The organism is Niabella pedocola (assembly GCF_021044425.1).
Lineage (GTDB): Bacteria > Bacteroidota > Bacteroidia > Chitinophagales > Chitinophagaceae > Niabella > Niabella pedocola.
The window spans coordinates 644383-662933 of record NZ_JAJNEC010000005.1; the positions used below are offsets into that span (position 1 = coordinate 644383).

General features: G+C 47.2%; 20 protein-coding genes. 12 read left to right on the forward strand and 8 right to left on the reverse strand.

Annotated elements, in window-relative coordinates; all coding sequences use genetic code 11:
* Positions 1-50 precede the first annotated feature (50 nt).
* From LQ567_RS10250 to LQ567_RS10265, 4 genes are all read left to right on the forward strand, one after another.
* Positions 51-1853, forward strand: a complete 1803-nt coding sequence (locus LQ567_RS10250) for an ABC transporter ATP-binding protein (RefSeq protein WP_231004412.1) — start codon at positions 51-53, stop codon at positions 1851-1853.
* 313 nt (positions 1854-2166) lie between these two features.
* On the forward strand, positions 2167-2469 hold the full coding sequence (locus LQ567_RS10255; RefSeq protein ID WP_231004413.1) for a hypothetical protein: 303 nt from the start codon (positions 2167-2169) through the stop codon (positions 2467-2469).
* Positions 2470-2579: 110 nt separating this feature from the next.
* Positions 2580-2813 (forward strand): hypothetical protein, encoded by a 234-nt coding sequence (locus LQ567_RS10260; RefSeq protein WP_231004414.1) that lies wholly within the window; start codon positions 2580-2582, stop codon positions 2811-2813.
* A 36-nt stretch (positions 2814-2849) separates the two neighbouring features.
* Positions 2850-3395 carry a hypothetical protein gene (locus LQ567_RS10265; protein WP_231004415.1) on the forward strand — a complete coding sequence of 182 codons (546 nt, stop codon included), beginning with the start codon at positions 2850-2852 and terminating at the stop codon, positions 3393-3395.
* 55 nt (positions 3396-3450) lie between these two features.
* On the opposite strand, the gene LQ567_RS10270 is transcribed toward LQ567_RS10265, so the two are convergent.
* A complete protein-coding gene (locus tag LQ567_RS10270) occupies positions 3451-3909 on the reverse strand; it encodes a DUF1801 domain-containing protein (RefSeq protein WP_231004416.1) in 459 nt (152 codons plus the stop codon).
* A 105-nt stretch (positions 3910-4014) separates the two neighbouring features.
* Here LQ567_RS10270 and LQ567_RS10275 point away from each other — a divergent pair, with 105 nt between their 5' ends.
* From LQ567_RS10275 to LQ567_RS10290, 4 genes are all read left to right on the forward strand, one after another.
* A complete protein-coding gene (locus LQ567_RS10275) occupies positions 4015-4830 on the forward strand; it encodes a DUF6515 family protein (RefSeq protein WP_231004417.1) in 816 nt (271 codons plus the stop codon).
* Positions 4831-4909: 79 nt separating this feature from the next.
* Positions 4910-5806 (forward strand): TraB/GumN family protein, encoded by an 897-nt coding sequence (locus LQ567_RS10280; RefSeq protein ID WP_231004418.1) that lies wholly within the window; start codon positions 4910-4912, stop codon positions 5804-5806.
* 92 nt (positions 5807-5898) lie between these two features.
* Positions 5899-6381: a DinB family protein gene (locus LQ567_RS10285; protein WP_231004419.1), complete on the forward strand. Its 483-nt coding sequence runs from the start codon at positions 5899-5901 to the stop codon at positions 6379-6381.
* A 15-nt stretch (positions 6382-6396) separates the two neighbouring features.
* The gene (locus LQ567_RS10290) at positions 6397-6900 is read left to right on the forward strand and encodes a cytochrome d ubiquinol oxidase subunit II (RefSeq protein WP_231004420.1); all 504 of its coding nucleotides are present in this window, start codon (positions 6397-6399) and stop codon (positions 6898-6900) included.
* A 5-nt stretch (positions 6901-6905) separates the two neighbouring features.
* On the opposite strand, the gene LQ567_RS10295 is transcribed toward LQ567_RS10290, so the two are convergent.
* Positions 6906-10355, reverse strand: a complete 3450-nt coding sequence (locus LQ567_RS10295) for a hypothetical protein (RefSeq protein ID WP_231004421.1) — start codon at positions 10353-10355, stop codon at positions 6906-6908.
* Positions 10356-10611: 256 nt separating this feature from the next.
* On the opposite strand from LQ567_RS10295, the gene LQ567_RS10300 reads away from it, so the two are divergent.
* On the forward strand, positions 10612-11811 hold the full coding sequence (locus tag LQ567_RS10300; protein WP_231004422.1) for an acyltransferase family protein: 1200 nt from the start codon (positions 10612-10614) through the stop codon (positions 11809-11811).
* 110 nt (positions 11812-11921) lie between these two features.
* A complete protein-coding gene (locus tag LQ567_RS10305; RefSeq protein WP_231004423.1) occupies positions 11922-12644 on the forward strand; it encodes a DsbA family oxidoreductase in 723 nt (240 codons plus the stop codon).
* 279 nt (positions 12645-12923) lie between these two features.
* Here LQ567_RS10305 and LQ567_RS10310 read toward each other — a convergent pair whose 3' ends face one another.
* Positions 12924-13145 (reverse strand): DUF2795 domain-containing protein, encoded by a 222-nt coding sequence (locus tag LQ567_RS10310; RefSeq protein ID WP_018627833.1) that lies wholly within the window; start codon positions 13143-13145, stop codon positions 12924-12926.
* 171 nt (positions 13146-13316) lie between these two features.
* Here LQ567_RS10310 and LQ567_RS10315 point away from each other — a divergent pair, with 171 nt between their 5' ends.
* Entirely contained in the window at positions 13317-13958 is a 642-nt protein-coding gene (locus LQ567_RS10315) for a hypothetical protein (protein ID WP_231004424.1), read from the forward strand.
* Positions 13959-14012: 54 nt separating this feature from the next.
* Positions 14013-14663, forward strand: coding sequence for an ABC transporter ATP-binding protein (locus LQ567_RS10320; protein WP_231004425.1), 651 nt, complete (start codon positions 14013-14015; stop codon positions 14661-14663).
* A gap of 46 nt (positions 14664-14709) precedes the next feature.
* Here the strand turns inward: LQ567_RS10320 and LQ567_RS10325 are convergent, their stop codons facing one another.
* The 5 genes from LQ567_RS10325 to LQ567_RS10345 all read right to left on the reverse strand — a co-directional run bounded on the left by LQ567_RS10325 (position 14710) and on the right by LQ567_RS10345 (position 18327).
* Complete coding sequence (locus LQ567_RS10325; RefSeq protein ID WP_231004426.1) at positions 14710-15111, reverse strand: hypothetical protein; 402 nt, start codon at positions 15109-15111, stop codon at positions 14710-14712.
* 302 nt (positions 15112-15413) lie between these two features.
* On the reverse strand, positions 15414-15974 hold the full coding sequence (locus LQ567_RS10330) for a cob(I)yrinic acid a,c-diamide adenosyltransferase (RefSeq protein ID WP_231004427.1): 561 nt from the start codon (positions 15972-15974) through the stop codon (positions 15414-15416).
* A 101-nt stretch (positions 15975-16075) separates the two neighbouring features.
* Complete coding sequence (locus LQ567_RS10335) at positions 16076-16789, reverse strand: ABC transporter ATP-binding protein (RefSeq protein ID WP_317206837.1); 714 nt, start codon at positions 16787-16789, stop codon at positions 16076-16078.
* A gap of 1 nt (position 16790) precedes the next feature.
* Positions 16791-17081, reverse strand: a complete 291-nt coding sequence (gene gatC, locus LQ567_RS10340) for an Asp-tRNA(Asn)/Glu-tRNA(Gln) amidotransferase subunit GatC (RefSeq protein ID WP_231004428.1) — start codon at positions 17079-17081, stop codon at positions 16791-16793.
* 163 nt (positions 17082-17244) lie between these two features.
* Entirely contained in the window at positions 17245-18327 is a 1083-nt protein-coding gene (locus LQ567_RS10345) for an anhydro-N-acetylmuramic acid kinase (RefSeq protein ID WP_231004429.1), read from the reverse strand.
* Positions 18328-18551 lie beyond the last annotated feature (224 nt).

Consider the following 18551-nt stretch of genomic DNA (forward strand, 5'->3'; position numbering starts at 1 on the left):
CTGTGCCAGGTTCATCCCGTTCACTATTCAATATTGCTTATTCCTGTTCTATGTCCAAACCCTTTACAAAAACGCTCAATCTCGCCAATATCGTAAAACAGCTCTGGCCTTTTGTACGGCCCTACCGCACCATGATCTTTGGTACACTGGCGCTTACACTGGTAGGATCGCTGGCGGCACAGGTAAACCCGCTCATCCTGAAATATACGGTTGATCATGTAGACATACTCCTTCAAAAGCCCGACCCCATGCAGGAGGGCTTACGCCTCCTGCTGTACATTTCCATTATCCTGTTTACCAAGGAAATCGTCAATATTTTCATTCAGTTCGGACAGAAGTTTTATGGTGAAAAGATCCGGATCAACGTCAGCAATCTCCTGTCGGAAGCAGCCATTAAAAAGATACTTACCTATGGCATGGCCTTCTATGCAGCGCCGGAAAACCAATCCGGCCGCCTGCAAACAAGGATCGACCGTGGTGTGGAAAGTTTGACCCGGCTGGTACAAAACTTCTTTATCGATATCCTGCCCCTGTTCTCCAATGCCATCCTGGCCCTGGTGATCATGTACCTGGCCAATGTAAAGGTAGGGCTGGTAGCCACCGTGATCCTGCCCGCATACTTTTATGTAAGCAGCCGGCAGGCGCAGAAACTGCAGGGAGTACGACGGCAGCTGCGGCGGGGCAGAGAGAACAAGAACAACGGTTTGCTGAACCTGATTGAATCCATTACCGTAATCAAAAGTTTTGTGCGGGAAACCTATGAAGAAAAAAAACAACTCGAAATACAGGACCAGCTTACACAGGACCAGCTTTATACCCGCAAAACCAATTTCCGTTATGATGGTATCAAATCTTTTATAGAACAGATCGGCGTAGTGCTGATCATCATTCTTACAACCTACCTGGTGCTGGGTCACCAGATCAGCATCGGCGCCATTATGCTGCACATTATGCTTTTCAACAACGTATCGGCCCCCATCCGGCAGTTGCACCGTATTTACGATGAGGTAAACGATGCCTTTATTTATGCCGAAGCCTACTTCCAGATACTGGACGCAGAAGAAGCCACCGAAGAAACCGGTGCTTATAAAGAAGAAGTGGTAAAAGGCGATTTTGAAATGCAACAGGTGAATTTCACCTATCCCAATGGCACCAAGGCGCTGCACGATGTATCATTAAAAATAGAAGGTGGAAAAACAACCGCACTGGTGGGCCTGAGCGGCGCCGGGAAAAGCACCATCCTCAACCTGCTTAATAAATTCTATAAGCCGGATAGCGGCAGCATTGTATTGGACGGCGTTAACCTCGATGCATACAACAACCAGGTGCTCAGGAGTGAGATCGGACTGGTGCTGCAAAAGAACCATATTTTTAAAGGCACTATTGAAGACAATATCCGCTATGGAAAAATGGACGCCACAAAGGAAGCCATCATCACCGCCGCAAAAAAAGCCAGCCTGCACGACCAGATCATAGAATTGCCGCTGCAATATGAAAGTGATGCCCAGTTACTGAGCGGTGGCCAGCAACAACGCATTGCTATTGCCCGGCTGTTTCTGAAAGATCCTCCCGTGATATTTTTAGATGAGCCCACTGCGAGTCTCGATGCTATTGCCACCGAACAAATCAAAAACAGCCTAGATGCGATCAAACAAAACAGAACCGTGGTGATCATCTCCCACTCTATTTCGCAGATCGTTGATGCCGATATGATCTATGTACTCAAACAGGGGCGTGTGGTAGAGCACGGCACCCATGAGCAACTCGTAGCCCTTAACGGTACCTACCGCGAAATATTCAATGCTTCTGCCCGCAGCCTCAATATCGCCCGCATCGCACAATCATATAGCTGATTTCCGGAACGTTCGCGCATACGTTAAAGGGCCAACTCCCGAAAGAAAAGATCCTTTAGGCGGTGGTTGCTCAATGTGATGCTAAACTTGTTTCAGCTTCTATCCGGCTTCCAAAACGGGTTCGCATCAACCGATACGGATCTGCCGCCCCTGGTTTGAACACCTCCGCAGTGAACCGGACGCGGGTATAATACACCTGAAACCGACACCCGGATACCGCGGAATATTTTAATTTTCGTTAACAGCTGTTAGCCCTTTATAAGCGTCCTATAGAGGAAGACTTTTTAATCAAGTAACCCAATTAAAAAATGTTATGAAAGTGAAACTGGCCTTGTTGGCATTTGCATTACTGGTAGCAGGCATTTCCAAATCGGAAGCACAGCACTACCGTTACGAAAAAAAATATACGAAGCACTATAAAAAAAGCTATCGCCACAGCCGGCCGGTTGCGGTGGCTTATTATCCCGTAGTGCACCGGAACCGGTATTATGAAAGCAACGTATACCCGGCGTACCGGAATCACCATCGCTACCGGAATCACCGGCACATGCCTCCCGGACATGCAAAAAAGTATTACCGCTCTCACAGGCAACACAAGCGGGTACATTATTATTAAAGGATAAACGCGTGATTCATAAGGCTTAAAATGGTTCAGCAATCGCCACCCCCATGGGTGGCCTGATTGCTGGTATAAAGTTTGATTTATAGCCCGTTAAAATCCCGAATATGAAAAGAATAACCGTTAATAAACCCGGAGTAACCATCTCGCTGGCCATTTTGTTTTTAACATTTTTTTCGGTAATGATTAGTTCCTGTGCCGATCCTTATTATCCTTCTGATAGTTATTACCGGCATGGACACCGTTACTATAAGCAAATGCCTCCGGGCCAGGCAAAAAAATACTATGGCGCTCAATCAGCACGGGACTTTGCACCCGGGCATAACAAGCGCCGTTACTGACATAAACTTTTTCTTTAACAAAAACAATAGCAGACAATGAAAATACAATTATTCAATAAAACCCGTCTGCTGGTCACCGGTGCACTGATCGCGTTGGTGGCGGGGCTTAGTTCCTGTGCAGATACCTACTATCCTTCAGATAGTTATTATGACGGGTATTACGGCTATAACCCTTATTACTATTACTCTCCGGGGTATTATGGCTATTATGGAAATGGCGGCTATTATTATAATAACCGGTATTACCGCAATAACCGAAATTACCGCCGTTATGAAGACCGCCGCAGGTCGGACGACCGGAGAAGGGTATACAGTAATAACAGCCGGGATCGGTATCGTGTAAATACGAATCGTAATAATGCGGAATATTACCGCCAGCAAAACAACAACCGAGTTCCGGAACGGAACAGCACCAACAGTCGCTCCAACGAAGTCCGGTCAAGGAATGTAACACCACAGCGTTCTTACAGCCCGCCCCCTCCTTCCAGAAATATACGGCAGGCGCCTCCTTCCTCCGGTTCAGGTGGAAGCTATAACCAGGGACGGTCGAACAGTAACAACAGCCGTTCTTCGAGGAGATAACCGAATACAGGAATTACCTACTGCCGCAGGCCTTTTGAAAAAAGACCTGCGGCTTTTATTTTTTAACAAACCGTTGTTCATACAACGCGATCCAGTCGGCCACCGAAATCCGTTCCAGGAGTTGACCGATCAACTCAAAAGGAATCAGTTCCGGTTTGCTGAACCGGATGCAACTTTTTCCCATATCGGGCTTTTTTGGGGCAACTTTCTTCCATTCATTTAAAAACCAGTCCATCAGGCCGGCATCCGCATATAGTCCCATATGGTAAAGCACAATTCCGTTCTTTTGGGAAGCCATGCTCAAAAACGGGAGCGGCTGTTCCGGAGCACAATGATAACCGGCCGGGTAAAGGCGGTGCGGCACCACATAACCAATCATACCATATGCCATTGTTTCCTCATAGCCTTCGGGTAAATGTTTCCGGATTACGGTCCGCAGTTTTTCCATTGAGGGCAGCCGCTCTGCCGGTATTTCGCTTAGATAATCTGCGACTGTTTTTGCCTTGGATTGCATCTTTTTTAAGCGGGTTTATTTTTTAGCATTTTTTTTACAGAACCAGGGAGCTTGTTGCCACCATTTTACTGCTTTTTATCGTCCAATAAATATAATAAAAAAACAATGAGTAAAAATGTCATAAAACTGGGCATGTTCCTGCTGGGCGCCAGCCTTTTTCTGGCAGTAGAAAGTTTTGCGCAGTACCGGCGTCCGCCGCACCGCGTATACAGGAGCCACTCCTATTACCGGGCACCGAGAGTTTCCATTGGTATCGGTGGGGTCTTTGGCTGGCCGGCGCCTTATTACCGGTATGGCTACGGACCCAACGTAGGGGTTTCGGTTGGGATTGCTTTTCCGCCCATTGGCGCCACTATTTATGCGTTACCCCAGGGTGCGCGCAGGGTGTATTATGGTGGCATTCCCTATTATTACCGGAATGATACCTATTTTATGGAGCGCGATAAAGGAGGTTATGAAGTGGTAGCGCCTCCGCTTGGAGCCACTGCTGCACGCCTGCCCAACGGGGCCCGGATGCGAAAAATTGACGGGGATACGTATTATGAATACAACGGAACGTATTACCGCCCCGATGTAGATGAGGACGGCGAACGGGTCTATATCGTGGTAGGGCGAAATGGAACCCTGGATACAGAAGAAGCAAGAACGCAGCGCTATAATGACGAACGTGCCGCCACGGATGAAGATCGCAATGATGAACGAAGCAGCAACGCGGTGCAGCAAAACAGTGACGACACGGACACTAACAGCGGTGTTTATGATACCCGTCCCCAGGTGGGCGACCAGTTTGACCAGCTGCCCAAAAATTCAACCCGGGTAACGGTTGGTGGCAAAACCCAGTTCCGCTCACCCGCAGGCACTTACTATAAAGAGGTTACGGTTGACGGAAGAACCGTATATGAAGTTGTTTCTTCTAAATAATAAAACATATAAAATGTAAGGGAAAAAGTGGCCTCAGACGGCCACTTTTTAATGTGTATACAATGCTCTAACTTTAAATATGAAGCGGCTACATTTCAATAAGTACAAGCATTTCCGGATCAGCGGCCTGTTTTTCCTGTTGTTGCTGGCGGGTCTCCTTTCGGGGATGGTCTTATCTGCACAGGAATCCCGGTCACTCCTTTGGAAGATCAGCGGCAATCAATTACAGGCGCCCTCCTATCTCCTGGGTACCATGCACCTGGTTTGCGGAGAAGATTTTGAAGTTCCGCCGAAATTGAAAACCGTGCTTAAAAAAGTACGCACGGTAACTTTTGAGGCGGATATCGCAGCCATGGATGGCGCAGATCAATTAATGGACCTGATGAAACCCGTGCCGCGCATACTGGAAAAGACCCCGCGGGTACAACGCCAGCTGCTGGACAGCTTGCTGAAAGAATACCAGTTAACGCCGGAAGCGTTGAATTATATGTCGCCCTTTGGAATTACTTCGGTACTGACCCTGAAAACCTTTAATTGCGCCGATCCCTCAGCAGTGAAAATGATGGAAAAGGAGCTCCTCAATTTGGCAGAGACAGATTCGCTGCAGATTGATCACCTGGAATCGGTTGACTTCCAGATACAGATGATCCGTTCGATGAATACGATTGATGAGCTGCTGAACACCCTGAAAGGCATGAAAGAGGCCCCTCATTTTATCAAAGACCTGGTACAGGTTTATAAAACGGAAGATCTGCCACGACTAACCGGCCTGATGAATGACCCCGCATTTATGAGCACCGTACAACAAACCCGCTTGCTCAAAGAGCGGAATTATAACTGGATGCAGCTCCTGCCGGGAAAAATGAAAAAGGCATCCACACTGTTTGCTGTTGGCGCCGGGCACCTTGGTGGTAAAAGCGGATTGATCCAGCTTTTAAAACAAAACGGGTATACGGTTACGCCCGTTTTTGAATAAGCGCCATGAAGTATCTTTGTATGCTGAAACCCGGCTAAACCACAGTTGTGCCGGTTTCAAAACATATCAGTGGTTTATTCTAAAACGAAACAATGATGGCTCAGGCTACGCAGCTGGCAAAACGATTCAGAGAAGTACACCTCGATGGCGACTGGGTGGCCGCCACTAATCTCAGGGCTGCACTATCCGGTGTAACCTGGCAGCAGGCAACCAAAAAGATCGGATCGCTGAATACCATTGCGGCGCTTGCTTTTCATATCAACTATTACATTGCGGGTATATTAAAGGTATTTGAAGGCGGCTCGCTGGACATCCATGACCGCTATAGCTTCGACGCTCCTCCGATCGGTTCGCAGGCAAACTGGGAGCAATTACTGAACAAACTATGGACCGATGCTGAAGCATTTGCAGCACATGTACAGCAGATGTCCGAAGAACAACTGGAGTCGGCATTTACAAACGAAAAATACGGCAGTTATCAGCGGAATATTGATGCAATGATCGAGCATGTATATTACCACCTGGGGCAGATCGTGCTACTCCGGAAACTGGTACAGGAAACGCCTGTGCATTAAAAACGTCCAACACTGATGAAAAGAAATTATTATATACTTTCTGCGTGTTTCCTGCTCACTGCGTTGTTATCGGGCATTTTAACATCCGGTATTTCACTGGTGGGGCGTGTGGGCGTAAATACGTTTTACAGGAACTATCGTTTTTTTAAAATATGGTGGCAGGCGGCACTCGTATGCTTCCTGTTACTGGCGCTTGTAGCCCTTTTGTTATATTCGATCGATAAAAAATTCAACGGCAGCAAGCGCCTGATTTTCCTTACCGGCTTTCTTTTCGTATTCCTGGGCGGTCTTTATATCAGCTACGCCGATTTCCGGAATTCACTTTCGCACCGCTGGCTTGGAGAACGTTTTCACCTGGGTATCTATTTATACTGGCTGGGATCTTGCATTACCGATCTGTTCTTCCTGCTGACCCCCCGAACGGTTCCGGGTGCAATTACAAGCAAGTCCGGCGCACCTGCAGGAACTTCAGCCGTTTCTACAGATCCGGATGCAACTGCTCCGCGAACCAGTATTTAAGTTCGTTAAAAAATGGCGGTTAAGGAGGCCTTACCGGTATGTACGGTTTTGGTTGTTCCCGGTTTACGGCCATCATATTGAAAATTCAATTCCAGGTTGCTCATCAGCCGTTTGGTAAGCATAATATTCCACAGGTAGTTTTTTCCCGGTAATAATCCATCCAGCATGATATAGCTTACCGTGGTGGTATTGGTTCCCGCTGCTGTATACTTCAGATAGTCCAGCGTAAAGCGTGCCGTGAGCGCAGCACTTTGAAGGATATTGTATTTTGTTTCGGCCGTAAGGGCATTGGATATGGCTTTTTCTCCGCCATATACCGGCTTGTTCTTCCGCACTTCATATTTATAACCGGCCATCAGCCGGAAGGTGGTTCCGCTGATAAACGACAGGGAGGGCTCTGCACTGTTTTTGGTAATTTCATAATTGCGGTTATCAAATTGCGCGTTATCCGAATAAAGTGCCTGCATCCCATTCCGTCCTTCAAGATTCAGCGTAAGACTGCTGCCGAAAAATTGCCGGTACTTCAACGACCATTCCTTGGTTTTGCGGCTTTCATAGCCATAGGTCAACAGTGTTTTTCCCGTATTCTGAAGGTTGCTGATATCAATGCCCCACACTGAGCTAAAGCGGTTAAAGGAAAGGGTGTTGACCAGCACCGAACTCATCGCAATGAGGCTGGTATCGTTTAACGCATAGCGGAACGGATTGAGCGTTACAAGCCCCGTAGCCTGTGCCTTTCGGGAAATCTGCAACGTGCTGGTCCAGTTAAACCGCGCCAGGAATAGCTGAAACCGGCTGGCGGTTTTGTCTTTCCATAAGAGCTTCGGATTCAGTCCCAGGCTGTAGTTAAACGTATTATAATTGGCCTTTATATACTCGTTGGTAGGGGTATTGATCCGTATAAACCGGGCCTGGTCAGGGAAAGCGGCCAGCTCAAATTCATTCAGTTGCTGTATACTGTCCTGGTTCAGGTCAATCCAGGTATACTGTCCCGTACCCGCCGGAACTTCCAGGTAAGCATATTCTCTTTTTTGCTCCTGACCCGAACCCGCTTCATACAGGATATTACCTGTAAGAAAGCCCTTAAATTCATTCATATTGTATTCGATTCTCGAAAGCAGTGTATTTTCCTCCTGCTGCCGGCTAACCGCCGCATTGAGTACGCTTAACTTCCGCAGTGTTGTGTTGAAATATAATTGCCGGTGTTGGTTTGCCAGCAGCTCTGCTTTAAAATTCAGGTTATAACTCCGGTCGCCTTTTACAAAATCCCTGTACACCGGGTATTTATCTTCTCTTGTAAAAAAGCTGATGCCATAATGATTTTGTTTGGCTTCATCCGATTTTATAAAGAATGTATACGTATCAAACGAAAATGCAGTAGCGTTTAGAGTATCCGTTACTTTATTCCGGCTCTCATTATGCTCTAGCGTATAACGGGCACCAATACTCCAGTTATCCAATGCCGGTATTTTTTTACTGATGTCCAGTATAGGGCGTAAAAAGTTTCCCTTATCAAGCATCCCGCTGTACTGCGTAAGGGTTACATCATTATTAAAGGTCCAGTTACGCCATTGTGTAAATTGTGTCAACGCATGCTGAAAACCGTTGTAACGGTCGCTGCGGTTATAGTTCGTAAACTGGTACTGCAGCCGGTTACCGCTCCCACTCTGCAATCCTGTGGCCGCGCGGATAATGTGCTCATCAACCCGGGCCGTTACCAATGGCAATCCCCAGTCCCTGGTAAACTCTACGCTGCGTAAACGTTCAACCGGTTGAAACCGGGCCTGCACCATTTCATAGTCGAGCGAAGACACCAGTTGCAATTTGTTCTTTTCCCGGATATTGGTCGTATTGGACAGGTTTACTTTGGCTGCAAACCCCTTATCATCACCACCATTCAGCCTTGAAAAAGTATTTACATCATAACTGCTGGCCGCTACCTCCGTCTTTAGCAATGTTCCCGGCGTAAGGGCATAATCTACCCCCAGCGTTAGCACCTGTTGCTTTTTGGGTGTTATCAGCGCAATCACCGGCGCATAATTGCCTTGCCTTTGCCCATTTTCCGGCGGCACATACCGGAATACCTTTCCATTGGCGTTGGTATTGTCCGGCACATAATCGCCCTTACCAAAGCCTACGTCCATAAAGGACACGTTATACTGAGCAGAATCGCGGTTGATCGAATACCGGTAAAATGAGTCGACCACCTCTGTTCCCTGCAGCACATAGCTTCTTGCATACAGGATCTTGCCAGCCGCAAAGGTATCCAGTACCGCAGATGGATACAACGCATTCTGAATGCTGTCGCCGATCTGCGAAAGGAACTGTTTTTGCCGGTTATCCAGCACCTGGTTAATAGAAGAGTTCTTTGCATCACTGTTATTAAAAAATCCAACGCGAACTTTTACTTTATGATTAAAGTCCAGCTCCTGCATTCCGTACAGGTTGGTGTTCAGAAAATTCCTGTCGGCATATTCAAACTCGATCTGAATACGACTGTCTTTTGTAATCATACGACGCGGTGTAAAACTCACCTCGGCCGTGTTGTAGTTGATCACATAATCCTGGTCTTCGCCCCGTTGCAGTAATTCGCCGTCAATAAAAACGCGCTCGGTATTCGCCAGTACAATAAAGAACAGCTCATTGTTGGCGCCCTGTAATTTATACGGCCCCTGGTTGCCCTCCAACCCCTGGAATACGTTACGTGTAAATTTTCCCTTGGCGATGGAACCACTGATCAACGTATTAGAACTTGTTTTTTTGGAAAGCCCATTGGTTGTTTGGAAAGACAAGCCCTGCAGGCGTTTATAAAAATTGAGAAAATAACTCCGGTTTTCCCGGAGGTCCATATCCCCGATATTGAGCTGCCATTGCTTTTTTTTGAAGCGGATATATACTTCATCAAATTCATTTAACTGCTGGGTGTTGCCATCCGGCTGAATGGGTACATTATTATCAGTAATGGCAGCCTGCAGTTCAATACTGTCCGCCAGCATTCCGCTCAACTGTACATTCAGGTTCGAGTTCAAAACCAGGCTCTGGTTATTTCCAAAACCCATTTGCCGGCCAAAACTCCCTTGCGCGTTGATGTTCCCAAAATTAAACAGCTGGCTGCGCCCCCGGGTGCCGGTTTCGGGCGGAGCAATCGGCGCCGCAGAATTCATGACCAGACTGTCAAAGTTCATCCGTTGAACGACCGGGTTCAGCTTTACAGCAAATACCCGGTAATGTACGGTGATACTGCTTGCTGCCGGTTTGAGTATCCAGTGCAGCTGGGCGTTCACAAAATCGACCCGGTATGTATTGCTGTCTATCCCATCTATACGTAAACTGCCGGGAACAATACTCACGCTATCGAGCAATACCTTATCTGCCAGCACGGGTACCTGCTTTGTTCGCAGGTTCGATAAGGCACGGGATATGGTCTCCTCCTGTGCGCTCAACCGACCTGCCATACAAAGAAGAAAAAGGAAAAATATTATGCTTCTCAATAGACGCAATACTGGCTGTTTTAATTCAGCAAAAATCGGCTTTTTAGCTATACAGAACGGATTAAATGAATAATCGCAGCAAATCCGGATCTGGGAAATATTCCGGCCGGCATGGTACATCCTGCAATCATTTTTCATAATTTTAGTTCCTATCACCGTTGGGAAGGGATGGAAAGAAAACATTTTTACCAGGCAATTCACTATAAGGACAGAAGGCTTCATGCGCGATAAGACAGGAATGGCAACAACCGCCTCAGAAAAACTATATGGTCTTGATCATTTAAGGGCATTGGCCATCTTACTGGTATTTTTATTTCATTACCTGGGCTTTAACCACCCGGCCTGGATGAATGGGGTCGCTGAGGTTGGCTGGACAGGAGTTGATCTGTTCTTTGTGCTGAGCGGGTTCCTGATTTCCGGTCAACTGTTTGGGCAGTTAAAAAAAACCGGAAATATCGACGTTGGCGCTTTCTTCATAAAACGCTTCTTCCGGATCATTCCGCCATATCTCATTGTAGTAGCGCTTTATTTCTGCGTGCCGTTTTTTAGAGAAAGGGAGGCCCTGGGACCGTTGTGGAAATTTTTGACCTTTACCCACAATTTTGGACTGGATGTCATACACCGCGGTACATTCTCCCATGCCTGGTCCCTTTGTATTGAAGAACAGTTTTACCTCACGCTTCCGTTCATTCTATTGCTGGTACACAAACACAAAAGTGCTGCAGGGTTTGGGTTTAAGCTCCTGTTCTGCCTGCTGCTGGCGCTGACGGTCGTTTTCCGTTTGCTTTCCTGGAATATTTGGGTGGCGCCCTTTATCAACAAAGACGATTTCTGGCTGCAGTGGTACAAGTATATTTATTATCCCACACCTACAAGACTGGACAGCTTATTGCTGGGCATAGGGCTGGCATGGGTCATGCATTACCGTCCCCGAATCAATAGCAGGATCCGGCTAAACGGAAATTTACTTTTCCTTTCCGGCCTTCCATTTTTAACAGCGGCTTATTTTGTTTGCCGGTCGCCCTATTCTTTTACGGCAACCATCTGGGGCTTCCTCCTTGTGGCCATGGGTTTTACGTGTTGGGTAGCGGCGGCCGCAGCACCCTCGTCTTTTCTTTTTAAAAAGCGACTATTTATAACCGAGCAGCTGGCCAGCCTGTCTTTTGCTATTTATCTGTCGCACAAAGGCGTCATTCATATAACACAGGTATTGCTGGAGAAAGCCGGCTGGGCCACCGATAGCAACCTTACATTGCTTCTTGCCGCAACAAATTGCATTCTGGCGGGGCTGCTGTTTCGTTACTTAATAGAACGCCCCTGCCAACAGCTCCGCAATGCGTTCTTAAAACGGAGAGAACGGTTCTCTGCTGCCGTTGAACCTGCCATATCGGCAATCCCGGAGCGGGATCTTCTGCAATAAGAATGCGTTTTACGCCGAATGACAGCAACCACGGCAGCTCCAGCATTCAAGCACAAAAATTGCAGGAACCTTATCGCAGGAAATATGTTAATGTAAAAAAGATAAAAATCATGAATACAAATAAAATGCAGGTAGAGATCTGGAGCGATGTCATGTGTCCTTTCTGTTATATCGGCAAACGGCATTTTGAAGCAGCACTTGAAAAATTCGCAGACAATCAACAGGTGGAGATCACCTGGAAAAGCTTCCAGCTGGATCCCACGCTGCCCGAAAAGGAAGAATTGGATCATGAGCAATACCTCGTCGAGCGTAAGGGACTGCCCAAAGAGCAGGTGGCATCCATGCTGGATCATGTAACCCAATCGGCCAAACTGGCCGGACTGGACTATCACTTTGAAAAAGTGATCACCGTCAATTCTTTCAATGCCCATCGTGTTATACAGATGGCCAAAACAAAAGGGCTGGGCGATGCAGCTGAAGAGCGGTTCTTTAAAGCCTATTTTACCGAAGGCCTTGATATTGCCGACGGCGCCACTCTTACCCGGCTGGGAAAAGAGATCGGGCTTACGGAAGCAGAAGTGCATGATGCGCTTACCAATGAAGCCTATACCGGCAAGGTGAACCGCGATATTTATGAGGCACAGCAGATCGGCGTTAGAGGAGTTCCCTTCTTTGTATTTAACCGGAAATATGCCGTTTCCGGAGCTCAGCCAACGGAAGCGTTCACACAAACACTTGACAAAGCCTTTGCAGAATGGCGTACAGAGCACCCGGCTCCCTTACTGGAAATAACCGAAGGACCATCCTGCACGCCGGACGGTAATTGCAGTTAACATTCTTAATACCATAACCAGGATGCGGCTGCATTAAAAGTCGGTTAAAACATGTTGTTATTCTGAACTTGATGCAGCATCTTTTGATAAACAGGAGAACCTTAAATACTGAAATAATTCAGGCTAACCACAGCCGTTTTTGATGCAGCCTTATTTTTTGCCGCAGATCAGCACATCCATCCACAGATGTAGTTTTATATAAAAAGATTCTTTTGCGGAGGCAATAAAAAAAGCCGCCCTGTGCAGAGCAGCTTCAGCATTTTAACTTCCCGGGGGATATTAGTATTCGTCTTCGTTGAACAGGAAATCTTCCTGGGTGGGATAATCAGGCCAGATGTCTTCGATGGTTTCATATACATCGCCTTCATCTTCCAGTTCCTGTAAATTTTCAACCACTTCGATGGGCGCTCCACTCCTGATAGCGAAATCAATCAGTTCGTCTTTGGTGGCTGGCCAAGGGGCATCTTCTAAATAAGAGGCTAACTCAAGTGTCCAAAACATACTATATTCGATTTTTTATTATTAACAGGATACCTGAAACAAGGTTCAGGGTATTCTCAATTTTTTGCAAAAGTAACTGTATTCGGTAATTTAAAAAATACTTATTTTTATTTCCAAAACTTTGAAAACTGCTGCTTTTTTAACCCCGATCAAAGCTAAACAATATCCAAAATGCTGAAAAAAATCACTGCTGCCTTCCTGATGACAATCGCCGTTTTTGTACTTCATGCACAAACAGATCAGTACCTGTTTGCCCGGTTCCGGATAGCTGCTTCCGGAGGCTATGCGCTTCGCCTTGGTAAAAAGCCAGGTACGGACCCGTATTTTCGGGAAATTTCCCGGGGGGCTTCGTTTAATACAGACGCTACCTATTATTTCCGGGATAACATCGGGTTCGGATTAAAATATTCATACTTTTCAACCGCCGGATCCAGCTACCGGGTAAGTCCGTCGGTGATCAGCAATATCGACATACAATATCTGGGTCCGCTGTTTCAAACCCGCATCAGCGGTAATAGCGAGAGAATCGCGCTGGTGTCCGGTGTTTCTTTCGGTTATATGAACTACCGGGATAAGGGATGGATCGACCGGGAATACGGCACTTTAAAAGGAGGATCTATCGCCGCATTACTGGAGCTGGGTGTGGATGCAAGATTGTTCGGCAACCTGTTCCTGGGTATCAATACAAGTCTGTACGGTGGCAGTCTTTCCTCTGTGAGCCGGCAGGGGCAAACAATAAAGCTGGATGATAAAAACCGGGAAAGCCTGTCCCGTGTTGAAGCCAGCGCCGGACTACGGTATGCATTCCGCTAACGTTGTTGGGCAAGCTGTTGACAATTCCTATATTTACAGTCATATATCCATACAATGATTTCCGGGAAAAATATACACAAGGCCTATGGCACGGTTCAGGTTCTGAAGGGCGTAGATATTGAAATTGCCAAGGGAGAAGTGGTATCCATTGTTGGCCCCTCGGGCAGCGGAAAAAGCACGCTGTTGCATATATTGGGCACACTGGATAAACCAGACACAGGTTCTGTTGTAATGAATCAAACGCCCATAAGTGCCCTCAGTGGAAAACAGCTGGCTGCTTTTCGCAATAAGAACATCGGCTTTGTGTTCCAGTTCCATCATTTGCTGCCGGAATTTTCTGCGCTGGAAAATGTTTGCATTCCCGCCTGGTTGAGTGGAGGCCGTAAAAAAGAAGTGGCAGAAAATGCAAAAGAATTGCTGACCATACTGGGTGTAGACCACCGACTGGAAAACAAGCCCAATGAGCTCAGTGGTGGCGAGCAGCAGCGTGTAGCAGTTGCGCGCGCACTCATTAACCGTCCAGGGATCATCTTTGCAGATGAACCCACCGGCAATCTGGACACCTCAAATGCCCGGGAGCTGCACCGCCTGTTCTTTGATCTGCGGGAACGGTTTCAGCAAACCTTTTTGATCGTTACCCATAACGAAGAGCTTGCCCAGCTGAGTGACCGTGCCCTGCATATGAAGGACGGTTTGATCGTATAAAAAAAACGGCTCCCTGGGCCGTTCTGAAATTCCGGGCTGTGTACGGTTATTGACGGTCCCTGTAAAACGCCACTACCATCTTTTTTGAAGCAGGATCCAGTAGTGTTAATGTTTTAGAGGATGACACAAAGTTCTCCTGTATTTCATACTCCACATTATTCCAGGTCATCCTTTTGGTTCCGTTGCTAAATGCAAACTGATCCGTCCGGATCTGGTCGCCGCTTACGTTGTAGTAATGAATCAAGTGGTCCTGCTTGGAGAATTCAGCCCGGCCGCCGGCAGGAACCAGGTCAGTACCCGCTGCGGTAATCACACTTTTCCAGTTACCGATCGTTACCATGTTTTCAATAGTGTCTGTCCCAATTGCATCCCGTGTACGTGAACAGGCGCCCAGGAAACACACGCCCACTACCATAACACCGAGCATTATTTTGGAGATTGTTTTCATATATCTTTTTTTGCGGTTTAAAAGTTGCTGCGCCTTTCATAAACCAAGATTTATGCCAAGGAGTTTTTCAAAAGCATTCTTATAATCGATGGTTCTGCTGTACTACTTCAGAAGCTGTTGATCGTTAAGTATTTTCAGCTACCAACCAGGGTTTAGCCAACCAATAGACGACATCTGCTAAAACGGTTATAACACACGGTGTTGGGAAAGCATTCAGCCTCAGCAGGCTGCACCCTGGCCGGTTTTTTAAATTTATGTTAAAGGATTGTTGAAAGCCGGTTAAACGGCCGATGAGCGGAATATCAGGAACTGCGCGGCCTCCAGGGAATATCGGCGATACCGGTAAGATATCCGGTGTACCGCGCCAATACAAACAGGTAGTCGCTCAGGCGGTTCAGGTATTTAATGATCAACGCATCTACGGGCTCTTCTTCCTGTAATCGTACAGATGAGCGTTCTGCTCTCCGGCAGGTGCACCGGGCAATATGCAGGTAAGAAATGGCCACGCTACCGCCCGGTATAATAAACGACTTCATTTCCGGTAACGCGGCCGTCATGGTATCTATTTCCTTTTCAAGTACCTGGATGTCTTCCTCATGCAGATCGGGTAACGCCATTTTGGTATCCTTCGCAGGGTCCTGCGCCAGCAAGGCTCCGATGGTAAAAAGGCGGCCCTGTATTTCCTGCAGGCGGCCGGTTATAGCCACCTCCGTTTGAACATCCCTGCACAACCCGATCCAGGAATTGAGTTCGTCTACATTCCCATATGCCTCAATCCGTAAATGCGCTTTTGAAACTTTTGTGCCCCCTATCAGTGCGGTTTTTCCCTGATCCCCTGTTTTTGTATAAATGCGAAAAGTCATTGTGTGGATTTGAGGTTTGATATTTCAGAGTTGAGAAACGAGATATAAACATCAGATTTAAATCTAAAAGAAACCAGGAGGAACATTGAATACCCGGAAATTTAATTCAGGGTTCTGGAAGCGGGATTCTTCACCGCCAGATCGCTCTCAATCACTCCGTCGCGGAGCCGCACGATCCGGTGAGCATGATTGGCAATATCCTCTTCGTGGGTTACCAATACAACCGTATTTCCATCGTGGTGGATCCGGTTAAAGATATCCATGATCTCATAAGAAGTTTTCGTGTCCAGGTTCCCGGTGGGTTCATCCGCCAGGATCAACGAGGGATCATTTACCAGTGCACGTGCAATGGCTACACGCTGGCATTGTCCGCCGCTCAGCTCATTGGGTTTGTGATGGTACCGGTCTGTAAGATTTACCAGTTCCAGCACCTGCATGGCTTTTTCGTTCCGTTCGTTCTTCCGTATACCGGCATAGATCAGCGGCAACGCCACATTTTCCAGCGCGGTAAGTCGGGGCAATAAATTAAACTGCTGAAATACAAAACCGATTTCTTTGTTCCGCACTTCCGCCAGCGCATTATCCTCCATTTTGCTTACATCCTTTTCATTGAGCACATAGCTGCCGGAAGTAGGCGTATCGAGGCATCCCAGGATATTCATCAGCGTGCTTTTTCCGCTACCGGATGGGCCCATGAGCGCTACATATTCATTTTTATTGATATTCAGCGACACGCCTTTCAGCACCTGCAATTCCTGCTGTCCCATAAAGTAGCTCTTACGCAGGTTGCTGATATGGATAATGGAGTGATTCACCTTATTTGCGGATAACTTTGGGCACCTTAAAAAAGACGCCGTCTGTTGCAGGAGCATTTAATAGCGCTTCTTCGCGGGTAATAGATCCCTTTACCTGGTCGTCCCTCAGCACGTTGATCTCTTCGCTCATATGCATCAGCGGTGCTACATCTTTCAGGTCCAATTCGTTTAGCTTTTCTACAAACCCGATCATTTTCTCAAGATCATCCCGGAATTCGAGCTGTTCTTCCTGCGAAAAACTGAGTTTAGAAAGATGTGCCAGTTTATTAATTAAAGCCTCATTTACTTCCATTTGTCAAAGATAAAGCGTAGGAATTCTAAATACCAATTCTAAATACTAAATTCTAAATGAGCCGGAACATTACACGGAATCACTACGGAGAAGTGTTCCGGGGTTGGTGCTCAGGGATTGATAAGGATCGTCGCCGTATTTAGCGATGCATCACCTTCCCCGCTTATGCGCCCGCTCCCAGCCACATGGCTCCGCCGGCACTATCTCGACTAGCGCCGGTTACGGAGCTCAACACATTGGTTTCCTCCCTCCAGCGCAATACCGCAATCAACGCCATAATCAGGGCTTCTTTATATAACACCAGCCGTTCATCCGGAACGACTACCCTTATGTTAAGCAATTCCTTTAAACGGCTGATCAAAAAGCCATTCAATGCCCCGCCCCCGGTTACCAGCAGTTCCTGTGCTTCCTGGCCATAATGATCGTCTGCTTCCAGTGCCCGGCACACCTGCTGTGCAACATGTTCCACATACGTGCGCAGCTGATCCTCCACCCGGCCCTCGTAGCGTTTGATCAACGGGTAAACAGTATCCGTTCCGAAATCGTTGGCTAGCGACTTGGGAGCAGGCATCTGATAATAATCCAACGCATTCAACGCACCAAGCAATGCTTCGTTTACTGTACCGCTGGCTGCCAGGGCGCCATTTTCATCATAAGAATGCCCCAATTCCGCGGCCAGCAGGTTCAGTACCCGGTTAGCGGCGCAGATATCAAAGGCCTTGTAGCGGGTATCTTTTATCGACAGGTTGGCGATTCCTCCGATATTCAGTAAATAACGATACTGCCCCAGCAGCAGCTGTTCTCCTATCGGCACAATCGGTGCTCCCTGGCCACCGAGGGCAACATCCAGGGCGCGGAGATCCGACACCACTGTTAATCCCGTTGCTGCCGCAATGGCCGCTCCGTCTCCGATCTGCCCGGTCATCCGGCGTTCCGGCATGTGAAACGTGGTATGCCCATGAGAGCCGATCACCGCTACTTTGTACTGCAGATCATGCCGGTCGATAAATTCGTTTACCCGGGCTCCGATGTAATGGCCATAGTCTGCATGCAGCAGTTGATATTCCAGCGCATTCAATGAAACCGCATATTCCAGTTTGGATTTCCATTCCGGAGTATAGGCCAAACAATCGGCCTGCTGGATCTCAAACTGCCACCTGCCGCCGTTTTCATGAAATTCCACAAATGCAATATCCAGTCCATCCAGCGAGCTGCCACTCATAATTCCTATAGCCCTGTAGATCATAATAAAATTTTAGATTCGCCAAAATTAACAGATTGCTGATTACTGAAATTCTAAATATTGAACGCCAGATTCTAAAAGAACGCTAAAAACAAAACCGAAAAATCAAAAACCAACAGACAAAATCGCCAAACCAGGCGTCGCCAACTGATAGCTGAAGCTTAAAAGCTGATCACTGATTGCTGAAAGCGGATCACTTTATTCTCAAATATTATCTTATTTTTATT